This is a genomic window from Nitratireductor sp. ZSWI3 (assembly GCF_024655565.1).
GTDB lineage: Bacteria > Pseudomonadota > Alphaproteobacteria > Rhizobiales > Rhizobiaceae > Nitratireductor.
In genome coordinates this window covers 1-15,987 of record NZ_JANKOF010000019.1, presented here as the reverse complement: position 1 = coordinate 15,987, position 15,987 = coordinate 1, and the positions used below count along the sequence as shown (strand labels likewise).

General features: G+C 66.9%; 14 protein-coding genes. 5 read left to right on the top strand and 9 right to left on the bottom strand.

Features of this window, described 5'->3' with window-relative positions:
• Nucleotides 1-15: 15 nt before the first annotated feature.
• The gene (locus NUU27_RS08595; RefSeq protein ID WP_257761678.1) at nt 16-1,299 is read right to left on the bottom strand and encodes an acetylornithine deacetylase/succinyl-diaminopimelate desuccinylase family protein; all 1,284 of its coding nucleotides are present in this window, start codon (nt 1,297-1,299) and stop codon (nt 16-18) included.
• A 185-nt stretch (nt 1,300-1,484) separates the two neighbouring features.
• Here NUU27_RS08595 and NUU27_RS08590 point away from each other — a divergent pair, with 185 nt between their 5' ends.
• The gene (locus NUU27_RS08590) at nt 1,485-1,916 is read left to right on the top strand and encodes a L,D-transpeptidase (RefSeq protein ID WP_257761677.1); all 432 of its coding nucleotides are present in this window, start codon (nt 1,485-1,487) and stop codon (nt 1,914-1,916) included.
• A gap of 19 nt (nt 1,917-1,935) precedes the next feature.
• Here NUU27_RS08590 and NUU27_RS08585 read toward each other — a convergent pair whose 3' ends face one another.
• The 6 genes from NUU27_RS08585 to NUU27_RS08560 form a co-directional block, all read right to left on the bottom strand.
• The gene (locus tag NUU27_RS08585) at nt 1,936-2,856 is read right to left on the bottom strand and encodes a lipid A biosynthesis lauroyl acyltransferase (RefSeq protein WP_257761676.1); all 921 of its coding nucleotides are present in this window, start codon (nt 2,854-2,856) and stop codon (nt 1,936-1,938) included.
• Nucleotides 2,857-2,864: 8 nt separating this feature from the next.
• Nucleotides 2,865-3,893, bottom strand: coding sequence for a zinc-binding dehydrogenase (locus NUU27_RS08580; protein WP_257761675.1), 1,029 nt, complete (start codon nt 3,891-3,893; stop codon nt 2,865-2,867).
• A gap of 114 nt (nt 3,894-4,007) precedes the next feature.
• Nucleotides 4,008-5,228 (bottom strand): beta-ketoacyl-ACP synthase, encoded by a 1,221-nt coding sequence (locus NUU27_RS08575; RefSeq protein ID WP_374566168.1) that lies wholly within the window; start codon nt 5,226-5,228, stop codon nt 4,008-4,010.
• 82 nt (nt 5,229-5,310) lie between these two features.
• The gene (locus NUU27_RS08570; RefSeq protein WP_257761673.1) at nt 5,311-6,498 is read right to left on the bottom strand and encodes a beta-ketoacyl-ACP synthase; all 1,188 of its coding nucleotides are present in this window, start codon (nt 6,496-6,498) and stop codon (nt 5,311-5,313) included.
• Between the two features lie 39 nt (nt 6,499-6,537).
• Nucleotides 6,538-6,816, bottom strand: coding sequence for an acyl carrier protein (locus NUU27_RS08565; RefSeq protein WP_257761672.1), 279 nt, complete (start codon nt 6,814-6,816; stop codon nt 6,538-6,540).
• Between the two features lie 106 nt (nt 6,817-6,922).
• A complete protein-coding gene (locus NUU27_RS08560; protein WP_257761671.1) occupies nt 6,923-7,474 on the bottom strand; it encodes a histidine phosphatase family protein in 552 nt (183 codons plus the stop codon).
• Nucleotides 7,475-7,854: 380 nt separating this feature from the next.
• On the opposite strand from NUU27_RS08560, the gene NUU27_RS08555 reads away from it, so the two are divergent.
• The 3 genes from NUU27_RS08555 (at nt 7,855) to NUU27_RS08545 (ending at nt 11,285) form a co-directional block, all read left to right on the top strand.
• On the top strand, nt 7,855-9,312 hold the full coding sequence (locus tag NUU27_RS08555; protein ID WP_257761670.1) for an NAD-dependent succinate-semialdehyde dehydrogenase: 1,458 nt from the start codon (nt 7,855-7,857) through the stop codon (nt 9,310-9,312).
• Between the two features lie 274 nt (nt 9,313-9,586).
• On the top strand, nt 9,587-10,042 hold the full coding sequence (locus tag NUU27_RS08550; protein ID WP_257761669.1) for a FixH family protein: 456 nt from the start codon (nt 9,587-9,589) through the stop codon (nt 10,040-10,042).
• A gap of 16 nt (nt 10,043-10,058) precedes the next feature.
• Complete coding sequence (locus NUU27_RS08545) at nt 10,059-11,285, top strand: cytochrome-c peroxidase (RefSeq protein ID WP_257761668.1); 1,227 nt, start codon at nt 10,059-10,061, stop codon at nt 11,283-11,285.
• Here NUU27_RS08545 and NUU27_RS08540 read toward each other — a convergent pair.
• The gene (locus NUU27_RS08540; RefSeq protein WP_257761667.1) at nt 11,272-11,724 is read right to left on the bottom strand and encodes an Lrp/AsnC family transcriptional regulator; all 453 of its coding nucleotides are present in this window, start codon (nt 11,722-11,724) and stop codon (nt 11,272-11,274) included. The two genes, NUU27_RS08545 and NUU27_RS08540, sit on opposite strands and share 14 nt — an antisense overlap.
• Nucleotides 11,725-11,884: 160 nt before the next feature.
• Between NUU27_RS08540 and putA the strand changes: the two genes are divergently transcribed.
• On the top strand, nt 11,885-15,502 hold the full coding sequence (gene putA, locus NUU27_RS08535) for a bifunctional proline dehydrogenase/L-glutamate gamma-semialdehyde dehydrogenase PutA (protein WP_257761666.1): 3,618 nt from the start codon (nt 11,885-11,887) through the stop codon (nt 15,500-15,502).
• 65 nt (nt 15,503-15,567) lie between these two features.
• Here the strand turns inward: putA and NUU27_RS08530 are convergent.
• On the bottom strand, nt 15,568-15,987 hold a 420-nt coding region (locus tag NUU27_RS08530), incomplete at its 5' end, for an energy transducer TonB (protein ID WP_257761665.1).

Genomic DNA, 15,987 nt, shown 5'->3' with positions numbered 1-15,987 from the left:
GTGTTCGTGCCGCCGTCAGGGCGCCGGCCGCGCTCCGCGCAGGAGCGCGTCGAGGCTCATCGCCATGACGATGGCCGACTGCACCATGTCCTCGATGCCGACCCATTCGTCGGGCTGGTGCGCCAGATCCAGGATGCCGGGGCCATAGGCGACGCAGTCGTGCAGATGGCCGATGCGGGCGATGTGCTTCTGGTCGTAGGTGCCGGGCGAGATGATGTATTCGGGCTCCTTGCCGAACACTTCGCGGATGCCGGCGGCGATGGCGGTGGGAACCGGCGCGTCGCGCTCGGTCATCAGCGGCAGCACCTCCATCAGGTCGCGCAGGTGATAGTCGAATTTCGGCCGCTCGCGTTTCAGCCGCTCGAGGATCGAGACGACCTCGCCCTTCACCTCGGAAATGTCTTCCTCGATCAGGAAGCGCCGGTCGAGTACGAGGCGGCAGGAATCGGCGACGTTGGGCGAGGGGAGGCCGGGGAAGAAGTCTTCCGTCTGACCGCCATGGACTGAGTTGAGGTTGAGGGTGGAGCGGCGCGCCCCTTCCGGCACCACCGGCATGCGCGTCTGCTTGTGCTCGAGAGCGGGATATAATTCCTCCTCGAAGGCGTGCAGCACGGCGCCCATGTGGCGGATTGCCGAATCGCCGAGGAATGGCATCGCGCCGTGGGCAATTGCACCGTGGGTCTCGATCTCTGCCCACCACACGCCGCGATGGCCGAGGCAGATGCGGTCCTTGTTGAGCGGCTCGGGGATGATCACATGGTCGACGCGCGGCTTGGAGAAGAAGCCCTGGCGCGCCAGATGGGCGACGCCGCCGAAGCCGCCGGATTCCTCGTCGGCCGTGCCGGAGATCTCGATCGCGCCGGGAAAGTCCGGATAGACCTCGAGAAAGGCTTCGGCCGCGATGATCGAGGCGGCGAGCCCGCCCTTCATGTCGCAGGCGCCGCGGCCGAACACCTTGCCGTCGCGCACCACGCCGGCATAGGGATCGACGGTCCAGCCTTCGCCGGCCTCGACGACATCGATATGCGAGTTGAAATGGACCGTCGCGCCGGGGCTGCGACCCTCGCGCCGCGCCACCACATTGGTGCGCGGGTAGCGGTCCGAATCGCCCGGCGCGCCGGTGCCGCGGATGAGCTGGGTGGAAAAGCCGCGCTTGCTGAGGCGCGCGGCGATGTATTCGGCGCAGGGCGTATAGGCTTCGCCCGGCGGGTTCACCGTCGGAAAGCGGATCAGGTCTGCGGTGAGGGCGACCAGGTCATCGACGCGGCCGCGGACGGCGAGGGCAAGATGTTCGTTCATACCGGCAATAGAACCGCCCGAAAGACGCTTGGCAAGGCCGTATACACGCAATTGTGAGCGCCGCGTTCTTGCGCGTTTGAGGCGAATGCGCTCAACATGAAAAGGTCATTTGAGGTTTTGTTATCCTTTTCAAGTAAGATTGAAATTCAACAGGCGTGAACTTGACGCAGAGAGCGGGGGCGCTCATGAAAAACTTCTTTTATGCATTGGCCGTCGCGGGGATGCTCTTGGCTGGCGCCACCGCGGATGGTATTGCGGCCAATCTGGTCGCCAAGGTCAGTCTTTCGACGCAGACGATGACTGTCACTCATCGCGGCCGCGTGCTGCATCGCTGGCGCGTATCCACAGCAAGACGCGGCTATGTCACCCCGCGCGGCCAGTGGCGGCCGAAGCGGATGCACCGCATGTGGTATTCGCGCAAATACGATATGTCACCGATGCCCTATTCGATCTTCTATCACGGCGGCTATGCGATCCACGGCACCAACGCGGTCTCCAGGCTCGGCCGCCCGGCTTCGCATGGATGCGTCCGCCTCGACACGGCCAATGCGGCGCGGCTTTATGCGCTCGTGAAGCAGGTCGGCCCGGCCAACACGCGGATCGTCGTCACCGATTGAAGCCCCCGGCAGTGTCCGGCTACATCGCCCAGCGCTTGTGGAACCACATCCACTGGCCCGGGTCTTCGCGCACCCAGCGTTCGACGATGTCGTTGAGCATCTGCGCGCCCGCCTCGACATCGACGGTGCCGTCGGTGGTGCGCGGAAGCGAGATCTTGTCCTCCACCACCAGCCGGTAGCGCCCGCCGGGCAGGCGGATGCAGCGCGCCGGATAGACGTCGCAGCCATAGTGCCGGGCAAGCTTCGGCACCAGCGGGTTGGTCCGGCAGGCGCGGCCGAAGAAGTGCGTGCGCACGCCCTTGCGGAACTTCTGGTCCACCAGCACGCCGACATTGCCGCCCTCGTCGAGGACGCGGGCAAGCTGCATGGCAGCGCCCGCCTGCGAGGGCACGAGGCCACCCATGGCGCTGCGGCGAGTCCTCAGGATGTAGTCGGCGACATAGGGATTGTTCGGCGGGCGGAAGAGGGAGGTGGTCTCGAGCCCGAACTTCGCCGCGGCGATCGGCAGGAACTCGAAATTGCCGAGATGGGCGGTGAAGAAGATGTGCGGCACACCCTTTTCCTCGCGCAGCTTGACGAACACGTCGATGCCGCAGACCTCGACGCGGCCCGGCTTGTCGCTGTCGGGGTCGAAATCGAACAGCTTGTCGAGAAACACGTATTCGACGGCGAGCCGGGCCATGTTGGCCCACATGTCCGAGGCGATGGTCTCGATCTCGGCGTCGCTCTTTTCCGGATAGGCCTGGCGCAGATTGCTGACGGCGAGCCGGTGCCGGCCGACCCAGGGGCCGGCGCGGCGGGCGATCCGCTCGGCCAGCTGCAGCGCCTTTTGCGGCGGGAGGCGACGCAAAAGGCCTAAAAGCAGGATGACGAGGCGAGCTGTCAGCCAGTATTCCGCGGCCTTCAACCGCCTGCCGAGAAGGAGGAGGAAGCGCTTCATCTGCCGGGTCAGGCGATCCGCAGGATGATCTTGCCGAACACGTCGCGGCCTTCCATGCGCGCCAGCGCGGTGTCGATGTCGTCGAAGCCGACCACCGTATCGACCACGGGGGAGACGAGGCCCGCGGCCATTTTCTGCATGGCGTCGGCCATGTTCTCCATCCGGCAGCCGAAGGAGCCGAGCAGCTTCAACTGCTGCTGGAACAATTGCATGAGGTTCATGTTGGTCGAGACGCCGGAGGTGGAGCCGCAGGTGACGAGCCGCCCGCCGCGTTTCAGCGACAGCATGGAGCCGGCCCAGGTGTCGGCGCCGACATGCTCGAACACCACGTCGACGCCGCGCTTCCTGGTCAGTTTGCGCACCACGCCCTCGAAGCGGTCCTCGCGGTAGTTGATGACGTGATCGGCGCCGAGCGCCTTGGCCTTGTCGATCTTGTCGTTCGAGCCGACCGTGGTGATGACGGTGCAGCCCATGCGCTTGGCGAGCTGGATCGCCGCCGAGCCGATGCCGGAGCCGCCGGCCTGGATGAGGATCGTTTCCCCCGGCTCCAGCCTGGCGTTGTCGAACAGCATGTGCTCGACCGTGCCGAAGGTGACGGGGGCCACCGCCGCGCCGATCTCGTCGACGCCGGGCGGGGCGGGCACCAGGAGCCGCGCCGGCAGGTTGATCTTCTCCTGCGCAAAACCGTCGAGGTGGAAGCCGTGGACGCCTGAGACGTGCTCGCACAGATTGTCGCGTCCCTCGCGGCAGGGACGGCACAGGCCGCAGGTGCGCGCACCGTAGATGGAGACCAGCTGCCCCGGCAGGAGATTGCCGACCCCGGGGCCGACCGCCTCGACCTCTCCGGATGCCTCGGCTCCGACCACCAGCGGCATCTTGCGCTTGGCGAACGCCATGCCGCGCCAGCCCCACACGTCGATGTGGTTCAGCGCCACGGCGCGAATCCTCAGCGTCACTTCGCCTTGGCCGGGCGGCGGAGGCGGCGCAAGATCGACGGTTTCGAGCTTCCGGTCCGCGACGAGTTGCAATGCGCGCATGAGTTCAGGTTCCGTGGAGAGTGCGTTGTAGTTGGTGAATGGTGAATGGTGAATAGTGAATGGTGAGAATCCCGTCTTCCATTCACTGTTGACCATTCACCATCCGCTCTCTTTTCATTCCGGTTCGCGCGCCATGACAAGGCAGGTGTTCTGCCCGCCGAAGCCGAAGGAGTTCGACAGCACGGTCGAGACCTGGGCCTGGCGCTTGACGTTCGGCACCACGTCGAGCTCGATCGCCGGATCGGGCGTGTCGTAGTTGATGGTCGGCGGAATGACGCCCTCGCGCATCGTCATGATCGAGAAGACGGCCTCGACGGCGCCGGCCGCCGACAGCGTGTGTCCGATCATCGACTTGTTGGAGGAGATCGGCACGGACTTGATGCGCTCGCCGAAAACCGTCGACAGGGACAGATGCTCCATCTTGTCGTTTTCCGGCGTCGAGGTGCCGTGCGCGTTGATGTACTCGACCGCGTCCTCGGCCATGCCGGCATCGGAAAGCGCCGCCCGCACGGCGGCGATCGCCGGCGAGCCGTCCGGCTTGGAGCGGGTGCGGTGGAAGTCGTCGGCCTTCTCGCCGCAGCCGCGCATGATGCCGAGAATCTCGGCGCCGCGGGCCAGCGCGCTGTCGAGCGATTCGAGCACCAGCGCGCCGGCCCCCTCGGCCAGCACGAAGCCGCTGCGATCCTTGGAGAAGGGGCGCGAGGCCTTTTCGGGAAATTCGTTCTGCGTGGTCAGGGCCGAAAGCAGCGAGAAGCGGATCAGCGCCTCGGCGGTCGCCGAGCCGTCGGCGCCGATCGACAGCGCGCGCTCGCACTCGCCGCGGCGGATCGCCTCGATGCCGAGCTGGATCGCCGTCGCGCCGGACGCGCAGGCGGTCGACAGCGTGATCGGCAGGCCGCGCGTGCCGAACCTGTCGGCCAGCCTGTCGGCGATCGTTGCGAACTGGCTTTCGTCGAACAGCTCGATCGCCTTGGCGATGCGCGCGGCTTCGATCAGGCTCTTGTTGCCGTTGTGCTCTCTGGCTCCCGCATAGAGCGACAGGCGATGGCGCCAGTCGAGCTCCACGGGCGGGGCCGCCAGGAACAGCGGGCCGCCGAAATCGCTCCCGGGAAGGCACGATTGCCCCACCGCTTCTGAGGCGGCGAGATCGGCGAGCTCGAAGGTGAGGGCGCTGGCGCCATCCCGGCTCGACGGCAGGAAATCGACCGTGCCGGCGATGGTCGTCGCCAGATGGTCGACCGGAAACCGCGTGATCGGATGGATGCCGGAGCGGCCGCCGATCAGCGCGTTCCAATTGTCCTCTCGCCCCTGTCCGAGCGACGTGACGACGCCCATGCCGGTCACGGCAACCACGGGTCTTCCAAAACTGTCGGTCGTTTTCACCTGATCGATCTCTTATCCTGCGGGGCAAGCCGGCTCAGGCCTTGGTGACGAGCCCCATTCCTTCAAAGCAATGATACCCGATCGCCGTCGCCAGCGCAGCCTGCGGGGCCCCCTCGAACGCCGCCTCGTTCTGCGGATCGAAAGCGGGATAGGGTTTGCCGTGGTGGACGGCCAGCGCGGCCAGCGCCACGGCAAACGGGAACTGCGCTTCCTTCATGTGTCCGGTCAGCGTGGAGAACCCGCGCACGACGGGCGTGCCGCGCGTGCCCAATGCTTCCGCCTCCGCCTTGGTCGGCGCGTGGGCGCCGGAGGCGCCAGAAACGGTGAGCAGCGGCCCTTCAGGCAGGGAGAGCGCGTCGAGCATCGCCGCGATGCCCTCGGCCAGCGGTTCGCGGTTGCGCCGCACGCGGCGCGAGACCACGGGTCCGATCGCCGCATAGGCCTCACGGCCCCGTTTTTCGGCGTGTTCACGCGCTTCCAGGACGAGGAAGGCGGCGCCCGAGCCGGTGACCACGCCGCCGCCTTGCGAGCCGCCGCGCTGCCACACCGGCTTCCAGTCCTGGCGGTGCAGGAAGCCGGCCAGCTCGTAGGCGAGCAGCATGTCGGAATGCTCGGTCTGGAAGGCACCGCCCACCAGAATGTGCGAGGACTGTCCGGCGCGGATGCGCGCCGCCGCGGTCTCGATGGCCGAGACGCCGGCGCCTTCCTCGCCCATGAAGGTGCGCGACGAGCCCGTCACCTTGTGGACGATGGAGATGTTGCCGGCGAGCAGGTTGGAAAGCTGGGCGAGGAACAGCGTCGGGCGAAGCTCGGTGGTGAGCTTTTCGTTGAGCAGCACGTCCTGGTCGTTGCGCGCCAGGGAAGCGTTGAGGATCACCTCGTCGACGGTCTCGTCACGCTCGCCGCCGCCCGCCGCCACGACCATGTCCATCGAAGCGCACAGGCCCTCGTTCTCCTTCAGGCCGGCATCGTCGAGCGCCAGCCCGGCGGCATAGGTGCCGAGCCGCTGCCATGTCTCCATCTGCCGCTGGTCGCCACGGCGCGGGATCTGCCGACTCCAGTCGATCTCCGGCAGGGGATGGATCATGTAGGGCGCGAAGCGCTCGCGGTCGAGCACGGGAGAGGGCGGGGCGGCCGTGAGGGCCTGCCAATGGGCGTCGACCCCTTCGCCGAGCGAGGAGACGATGCCCATGCCGGTGATGACAACGTCGCGTGGGCTCATCCTATCCTCGTCGATACTGCTTCAGATGCAGGCAAGAACTCAGGCAGCCTTCGCCGCGACCAGATCGTCGATCTTGGCGCAAAGATTCTTCATGACGAAGTATTCTTCGGTCGAGACCTTGCCGTCATTGACCTCCTGCGTCCACTTCTCGAGCGGAACCTTGATGCCGAATTCCTTGTCGATGGCAAAGACGATGTCCAGGAAATCCAGACTGTCGATGCCCAGATCGTCGATCGTGTGGCTTTCTGGCGTGATTTTCTCGCGGTCGATCTCGCTCGTCTCGGCGATGATGTCGGCAACCTTGTCGAATGTCGTCACTGCGGGGCCCTCGTCTGGGGAGATTCTTTGCTATGAGATGATCGTGGGGTCTCTAATCGGTTTTTGCCGGCAGGAAAAGGGTGTTCCTTGCGGACTGAACCGTCGATCAGTTGAATGTTATGCGCGCGGCGGCATGCAGATTGCCGCCTCCTCGTGACAAAATAATGGCCTCACCCTCGCGCGCCCGGCCGCCGATCAGCGCCTGGATGACGGCAAGATGCGTGACCATGATCAGATTGCCGGAGCCGGAATAGCCCTCGATTCGCTCGAGCAGCTCCGCCTTCTGGGCTTTGAGCGCCGCCTCGTCGGCGGGAACGTCGAGGGCCGCGAGCGGCTCGACCAGATCGGCGCCAAAGGCAAGGACCGCGGTATCGCGGGTGCGGCAGTAGCGGCTGGTCAACACCCGTTCAATCGGCGCGGCGCGCGCCTGGAACAAAGCCCCGATGCGGCGCGCCTGCTGCCGTCCGCGGTCGGACAGATTGCGCTGGGTGCCGCATGCTTCGATGTCGAAATTGCCGGGGTCGCCGCTGCCGGGGGCATCGGCATGGCGCATCAGGACGACCTGTCCGCCATTGCGCAGCAAGGCCCAACCGGCCTCCGTCGCTTGCGCCGGAACGGCGCTGAGGAAAAGGGCAATGGCAAGAAGCAAACGAAGCATGCGGAAATCCTAAAACCAAGGCTTCATAGCATATAGGCTGTTCGGTGGATCATGAAAGGCACAACCGCCGGGGGCGGATCGCCGCTCGCGCAGAGCTCTTTGCAAGCAGTCCTCATCGGTTTCATTGCCCTGAAACTTTTCCCGATGCCGGCCGTTGCTCTGCTGACTGCGAAGCAGATCGTGCTGCCCGTCGGCAGCGTCCGGGCGGTCCGGCCTTGTCCCTGCCTGATCCCCACGGCGCTCTGGCGTTCTGCGATCCATTGGGCCTATCAATGGAGCCAGACAGCCTCTAGCGGCCGCGGTCGAGTGCGCTAGTGGACAAACCCGACACTTGCCCGGGGATCTGACCTTCAGGTTGCCGCGAATGAGAGGAGAAGGACATGCTTCAAAAAACCAGCCATTTCCTGCGTCAGGCGAATTTCATCGACGGTGCCTGGGTGGAGGCTGATTCCGGCAACACCATCGACGTGATCAACCCCGCCACCGGCTCGAAAATCGGCACCGTGCCCCGCTCGGGGACGGCTGAAACGCGGCGCGCCATCGAGGCGGCGGAAACGGCCTTCCAGTCCTGGAAGCGGACCTCCGCCGACCACAGGGCAAAGCTGCTGCGCAAGCTGCACGATGCGATCATGGACAATCAGGATGCGCTCGCCGAGCTTCTCGTCATGGAGCAGGGCAAGCCCCTTGCCGAGGCCAAGGGCGAGGTCGGCATGTCGGCGGCCTATGTGCTGTGGTACGCGGAGGAGGGCCGGCGCGTCTATGGCGACGTCGTGCCGTCCCCCTGGGCCGACCGCCGCATCCTGGTGACGAAGGAGCCGGTCGGCGTTATCGGCGCCATCACGCCCTGGAACTTTCCGTCCTCGATGCTCGCCCGCAAGCTCGGCCCGGCGCTCGCCTCGGGCTGCACCGCGGTCGCCAAGCCGGCCTCGCAGACCCCCTATTCGGGGCTTGCCTGGGGCGTGCTGTGCGAAGAGGCCGGCTTTCCCAAAGGGGTGGTCAACATCGTCACCGGCTCGGCCTCCGAGATCGGTGACGAGCTGTGTGGCAACCCGCTGGTGCGCAAGATCACCTTCACCGGCTCGACCGAGGTCGGCAAGCTCTTGATCCAGAAGGCGGCCGGGACGGTCAAGAAGGTGTCGATGGAGCTCGGCGGCAACGCGCCGTTCCTGGTCTTCGACGATGCCGATCTCGATCGCGCCGTGGCTGGCGCCGTCGCCGCCAAATACCGCAACTCCGGCCAGACCTGTGTCTGCACCAACCGTTTCTTCGTGCAGGCGGGCATCTACGACAAATTCGTCGAGAAGCTCGCCGGCGCGGCCAAGGCGCTGAAGGTGGGGCCGGGCCTGGAGGAGGGCACGCAGCAGGGCCCCTTGATCGACGGCAAGGCCGTCGAGAAGGTGGAGGAGTTGATCGCCGACGCAACCGGGAAGGGCGGCAGGCTGGCTGCCGGCGGTGCCCGGCATGCGCTGGGCGGCACCTTCTTCGAACCGACGGTCATTGCCGAGGCCACCCCGCAGATGCGCTTCATGCAGGAGGAGATCTTCGGGCCCGTCGCCCCGGTCTTCCGCTTCGACAAGGAAGAGGAAGGGGTCGGGCTCGCCAACGACACGGCATTCGGCCTTGCCTGCTACTTCTACACCGGCGATCTCGGCCGCGCCTTCCGCGTCATGGAAGGGTTGAGATACGGCCTTGTCGGCGTCAACGAGGGCATTATCACCACCGTCGAGGCGCCCTTCGGCGGCCTGAAGGAATCCGGCCTTGGCAAGGAAGGCGGGCATCAGGGGATCGAGGATTATCTCGACACCAAATATGTCTGCATCGGCGGGCTTGGGTTGTAGGGAGCGCGCCCATCCATCTTGAAGTCCAGCACGATCCGGCGCCGGTGCCCAGCACCGGCGCATTTGTCGCGGGCCCCTGCGGGAGGAGGCGGTGCTATCCATTTCGGTGGCGCTTGCCCGCCGGGCTGCGCGAGATCGTGATGATTTTGGATTGAAGCAATCCAAAATCATAAACGCGATCGATTCTAGAAATTAGAGCGGGACGCAGGCGTAAAACAGCTTCACACTTTTCCTCATCCCGCTCTAGATATGCCCAACGAGTCGGAGGGACAGAATGTCGTCACAGGCCGAAACCGGAAAGAACCGCTTCATCCTCGCCCTGTTCGGGTTGGTGATCGCGGCGGTCGCGGTCTATGCCGGCTACCGGCTTCTCGCGCCGCCTCCGCCGCAGATCGACGTCACCTACAACACGGTCAGCGCCGACGGGCTCTACCAGGTCACGTTCGAAACCGATCTGCAGCCGGTTCCCGTCGGCGAGACCCATGCGTGGATTCTGACTGTGACGACGCCCGACGGGGCGCCGGTCAGCGACGCCGAGATCGCCGTTGACGGCGGCATGCCGGCGCACGGGCACGGGCTGCCGACCGAGCCGAAGGTCACCGAAAACCTCGGGGAGGGTCGCTACCGCGTCGAAGGCATGCGCTTTAACATGGGCGGGCACTGGGAAATCCGTGTCGGGATCAGCGCGACGCCCGGCCTCGACGAAGCCAAGTTCAACATCGATCTCTAGGGTCAGGACCCTCGCCATGCAGGCGCGCCGGGCAGCCGCTTTTCTCCTTGCCTCGGGAAGCCTGCTGCTGTTGGCCGCTTGCGGCGCGGACGATTTCGACGAGAACGAGAAGAAGGCCATCCGGTCTCTGTCGCTCGCCGCTCTGCCCGAACGGCCGATCGACCCAAGCAACCGCGTCTCGGGCGATCCGCGGGCGGCCGCATTCGGCGCTCTCCTGTTCACGGACACCGGGCTGAGCGGCAACGCGAGCATGTCCTGCGCCACCTGCCATAAGCCGGAGCGGCAGTTCCAGGACGACCTGCCGCGCGGCGTGGGCGCCGCAGAGACGGACCGGCGGACCATGCCGCTTGCCGGCGTCGCCTGGAGCCCCTGGCAGTTCTGGGACGGGCGCCGCGACAGCCTCTGGGCGCAGGCGCTGGCACCGCTCGAGGACGCGCGCGAGCATGCCGGCAACCGCACCGCCTTCGCGCATCATCTGGCAGCCCGCCATGCACGGCGCTATGCGGAGCTCTTCGGCCCGCTGCCGGCACTCGATCATCTTCCCGCCGATGCCGGACCGAAGGGAACGCCGGCCGAGCGCGCCGCCTGGGCGGCGATGTCGCCGGACGACCGCGAGGCGGTGAACCGGGTGTTTTCCAATCTCGGCAAGGCGCTCGCCGCCTTCGAGGAGACGCTTCGGCCGCCGCAGACGCGGTTCGACCGGTTTGCGGCCGCCATGCTGGAAGGGCGGGAGCCCGAGGCGGGCAACGATCTTTCCGACCTGGAGCGGGAGGGGCTGAAGCTCTTCATCGGCAAGGCGAATTGCCTGGAATGCCATAACGGCCCGCGCTTCACCGACGATCATTTCCACAACACCGGCGTGCCGCCGGTCGCCGGGCGTGCCGACGATGCCGGCCGCGCCGACGGCATCGCCGAGGTGCTCGCCGACCCGTTCAACTGCCTGGGGACCTACAGCGACGCCGAGCCGGATGCCTGCACGGCGCTGCGCTTCATGCGGCGCGACCGGGCGGCCATGCAGCGCGCCTACAAGACGCCGTCACTGCGCGGCGCGGCGAGCCGTCCGCCCTATATGCATGCCGGGCAGTTCGCCTCGCTGGACGAGGTGATCGACCATTACAGCCGCGCCCCGGCGGCCGTTTCCGGCCGCACGGAACTGCGCGGCGTGGTGCTCACCGAACGCGGCCGCAAGGCGCTCGTCGCATTCTTAAAAACGCTCGATCCGCAGAGAGCTAGCGATCCTTGACCGTTTCCATGGTGACGAAGGTGGAGGTGCGCGCCACATGCGGCAGGGAGGAGATCTTCTCGCCGAGGACCTTGCGGTAGCTGGCGATGTCGCGCGTGCGCACCTTGAGAAGATAGTCGAAATCCGCCGCCGTCATGTGGCATTGCTCGATCTCCGGCACGCCAAGCACTGCCTTGTTGAAGGCGGCGAGCGCCGAGGACCGGGTGTCTGACAGCTCCACCTGGACGAAGGCGATGTGGCCTTCGCCGATGCGCGCCCGGTCGATGATCGCCGCATAGCCACGGATGTAGCCCTCCTTCTCAAGGCGTCGCAGCCTGGCCTGCACCGGCGTCTTGGAAAGCCCGACGCGCCGCCCCAGTTCGGCGATCGAAAGGCGGCCGTCCTGGGTCAGCGCGTTCAGGATGTTGCGGTCTATGCGGTCCACTCGTTCTGTCGACATGCGCTAGAATAGTCCTTGATCGTCATTATGGCGGGCAACGATAGGACATTTACACCATCGACGCGCTCCAAACAGCCCAAAAATCCAGATCGCCTGTGCTATGATTCAACAAGGCCGGCAGGTGCCGGCAGTCTTTCGCCAATCGACAATCGAGGACATCATGCCCAGACCCGCGTCCGCATCGCTCAGGACCGACATTCGCGCCCATTATCTTGCCGACGAGGCGACGGTGCTTGAAAGGCTGGTCGGGCTGGCGGACCTTTCGCCTTCCGCCCGCGAGGGGATTTCGCGCGATGCCGCCGATCTCGTGCGGGCGGTGCGCGGCTCCGGCGACACGCATCTGATGGAGGCGTTCCTCTCCGAATACGGCTTGTCGACGCGCGAGGGCGTGGCGCTGATGTGCCTTGCCGAAGCGCTGCTGCGCGTGCCGGACGCCGAGACGATGGACGATCTGATCCGCGACAAGATTTCGCCGCACGACTGGTCGGCCCATTCGGGCGGCTCCGCCTCGATCTTCGTCAACGCCTCGACCTGGGCGCTGATGCTCACGGGGCGCGTGCTCGACGACGAGGGCGAGGGCGTCGAGGCGACGCTGCGCGGCCTGGTGCGCCGCCTCGGCGAGCCGGTGATCCGCAAGGCGGTGTCGAAAGCGATGCGCGAGATGGGCGAGCAATTCGTTCTCGGCCGCACCATCGAGGAGGCGATGAAGCGCGGCCAGCTGCTGATCGCCAAGGGCTATTCCTATTCCTATGACATGCTGGGCGAGGCGGCACGCACGGAGGCCGATGCGCTGCGCTACCACAAGGCCTATGCCGATGCGATCGCCGCCTTGAGGCGCAGTGCCGGCCGGGACGATATCCGTGCCAATCCGGGCATTTCGGTAAAACTGTCGGCCCTGCACCCGCGCTACGAGGAAACCCAGAAGGCGACCATGCTGCCGGTCATGGTCGAGCGGCTGAAAAGCCTGGCGCTCGCCGCGCGCGACGCGCAGATGGGGCTCAATGTCGACGCGGAGGAGGCCGACCGGCTCGACCTGTCGCTCGATGTCATCGAACAGGTGCTGTCCGATCCCGCACTTGCCGGCTGGGACGGGTTTGGCGTCGTCGTCCAGGCCTACGGGCTGCGCGCCTCCTTCGTGCTCGACTGGCTCTACGATCTGGCGACCAGGCTCGACCGGCGCATCATGGTCCGCCTCGTCAAGGGCGCTTACTGGGACACGGAGATCAAGCGCGCCCAGGTGATGGGGCTCGACGGATTCCCGGTCTTCACGCGCAAGGTCAACACCGACGTCAGCTACATCGCCTGCGCCCGCAAGCTGATCGGCATGACGGACCGCATCTATCCGCAGTTCGCCACCCACAATGCGCACACGGCGGCGGCGATTCTCGCCATGGCGCCCGAACGCGCGGCGTTCGAGTTCCAGCGGCTGCACGGCATGGGAGAGGCGCTGCACGAGGCGGTGCGCAAGCGCGCCGGCACGCGTTGCCGCATCTACGCGCCGGTCGGTGCGCATCAGGACCTGCTCGCCTATCTGGTCCGCCGGCTCCTGGAGAACGGCGCCAACTCGTCCTTCGTGCACCAGATCGTCGACACGTCGGTCAGCGCCGAGACCATCGCCAGCGATCCCTTCGCGGCCGTCGAGCGGCAGGCCGTTGCCGCAAATCCGGCGATCCAGCGTCCGGCGGACATTTTTGGCGAGGCGCGCTTGAACGCCAGGGGCTGGGACATCACCGATCCGGTCACGCTCGCAGCTATCGAGGAGGCGCGGGCGCCGTTCTCGGCGCCGCACCGCTGGCGGGCAGGGCCGATGACTCGCGCTGCGGGCGATGGTGCCGAGCGACCGGTGGTGAACCCGGCCGACATCAGTGAGAGCGTCGGCAGCGTTCGCGATGCGACGCGCCGGCAGGTGGACGAGGCGGTCGGCCTCGCCCTTGCCGCGCAGCCCTCCTGGGCGGCAAGGCCCGTGTCGGAGCGCGCCGCGATCCTCCGGCGCATTGCCGACCTCTATGAGAGGCAGGCGCCCGAGTTCTTCGCGCTGGCCGCCCGCGAGGCCGGCAAGACGCTCGCCGACGGCATCGCCGAGGTGCGCGAGGCGGTGGATTTCCTGCGCTACTACGCGCAGGAGGCGCGGCACGCCGAGAAGGGCACCGAGGCCCGCGGCGTCATCGTCTGCATCTCGCCCTGGAACTTTCCGCTCGCCATCTTCACCGGGCAGATCGCGGCCGGGCTCGTCACCGGCAATGCGGTGATCGCCAAGCCGGCCGAGCAGACCTCGCTCATCGCCGCCCGCGCCGTGGCGCTGATGCACGAGGCGGGCGTGCCGGCCGACGTGATCCAGCTTCTGACCGGCGACGGCCCGTCTGTCGGCGGGCCGCTGACGGCCGATCCGCGCATCGCCGGCGTCTGCTTCACTGGCTCCACCGAGGTGGCGCGGCTGATCGAGCGGCAGCTCGCCGCCAATGCCGATCCCGATGCCATGCTGATCGCCGAGACCGGCGGCCTCAACGCCATGATCGTCGATTCCACGGCACTGCCCGAGCAGGCGGTGCGCGACATCGTCGCCTCCGCCTTCCAAAGCGCCGGCCAGCGGTGCTCGGCGCTGCGCATGCTCTACGTGCAGAAGGATGTCGAAAAGCGCGTGACGGAGATGCTTGAAGGGGCGATGCGTGCCCTGACCGTCGGAGATCCGTGGCGGGTGGCGACGGATGTCGGTCCCGTCATCGACGACGAGGCGCTGCGAAACATCAGCGCCTATGCGCAGGAGATGACCGCGAAGGGTCGTCTGATCGCCGCGCTCGAAGCCCCCAACGGGGGGCGCCATGTTGCCCCCGCGGCTTTCAAGGTGTCGGGCATCGGTGAGCTCGAACGCGAGGTGTTCGGTCCGATCCTGCATGTGGCGACCTTCGAGGCCGATGCCATCGACGATGTCATTTCTGCCGTCAACGCAAAGGGTTATGGCCTGACCTTCGGGCTCCACACACGCATCGATGCACGCGCCCAGCATGTGGTCGATCACGTCCATGCCGGCAACATCTACGTCAACCGCAACCAGATCGGTGCCGTGGTCGGCTCGCAACCTTTCGGCGGCGAAGGCCTGTCCGGCACCGGCCCCAAGGCCGGCGGCCCGCACTATCTGCGCCGGTTCCGCCGCGCTGCCGAGACGCCGCACCAGGCCGCGCCGGGCGGTGCGGCTCTGTCGGCGGAGGTGCTTGAGCCCCTGATGCCGATGCTGGACGAAGGCTGGGCGCAGCGTGCGGACCGGCTGGGTGTGTTGCGCAAGCTTCTGCGCGGCAAGGGGCAGGAGGCGATGGCGGCCGCCGCGGCGCTCGACCAGGGGCCGATCGACCTGCCGGGACCGACCGGCGAGGCCAACACGCTGATGCTGGCGCCGCGCGGGCGGGTTCTATGCCTTGGCGGCGACGAGGACGCTCTTCTGGCCGAGGTTATCCAGGCGCTTGCCACCGGCAATGCAGTGCTGGCCGTCCATCCCGATGCATCGCGGATCCTGAAGCCGCTTCTCGGGCAGGGGTTGCCGCTCGCCGCGGCCGACGGGGTCGCATCGCCGGAGGGGCTCACACGGCTTCCGCTCGATCTGGTGGCGGCGTCCGGCGGCACTGCCTGGCTCAAGGTGCTACGCGGCGCGCTTGCCGGCCGGGAAGGGGCGGTGGTGCCGCTGGTGACGGAGACGCTCTACCCGGCCGCCTATGCGCACGAGCGGGCCATCTGCGTCGACACGACGGCGGCCGGCGGCAACGCCAGCCTGCTCGCCGCCGTATAGAGCGGGATGAGGAAAAGTGTGAAGCGGTTTTCCGTCCGCATCCCGCTCTGACTTTTTGAACGCGATCAGCGGATGAAGGCGAGTGGGACGGTGAACGGCCAGGAGGCGCGCCCCGCTTCCGAGGGAATCTGCGGGAAGGGCGCTGCGCGGCGCACCGTTTCGAGCGCCGCCTGGTCGAGCACCGGCGATCCGGAGCTGCGCACGACGCTGATCCCGCTCACCGACCCGTTGCGGGCCACGGTGAAGCGGACCTGGACCTCGCCGCGCAGCCGCTCGCGCTTGGCGGCACTCGGGTAGCGGAGGGAACGCCGCAGCTTGGCGACGACCTTGCCTGGATAGTTGGACACCTTTGCGTTGCCCGACCGGGTCGCGCGGGCCGTCTGCCGGCCCTGCGTCGCCTCGCCGTCGGTGTTGCGGTTGCTGGCGGTGCCGCGCCGCGCATCCTGCCGGTCGCGTCCCTGCGAGCCGGCGCTGCGTTGCTTGGG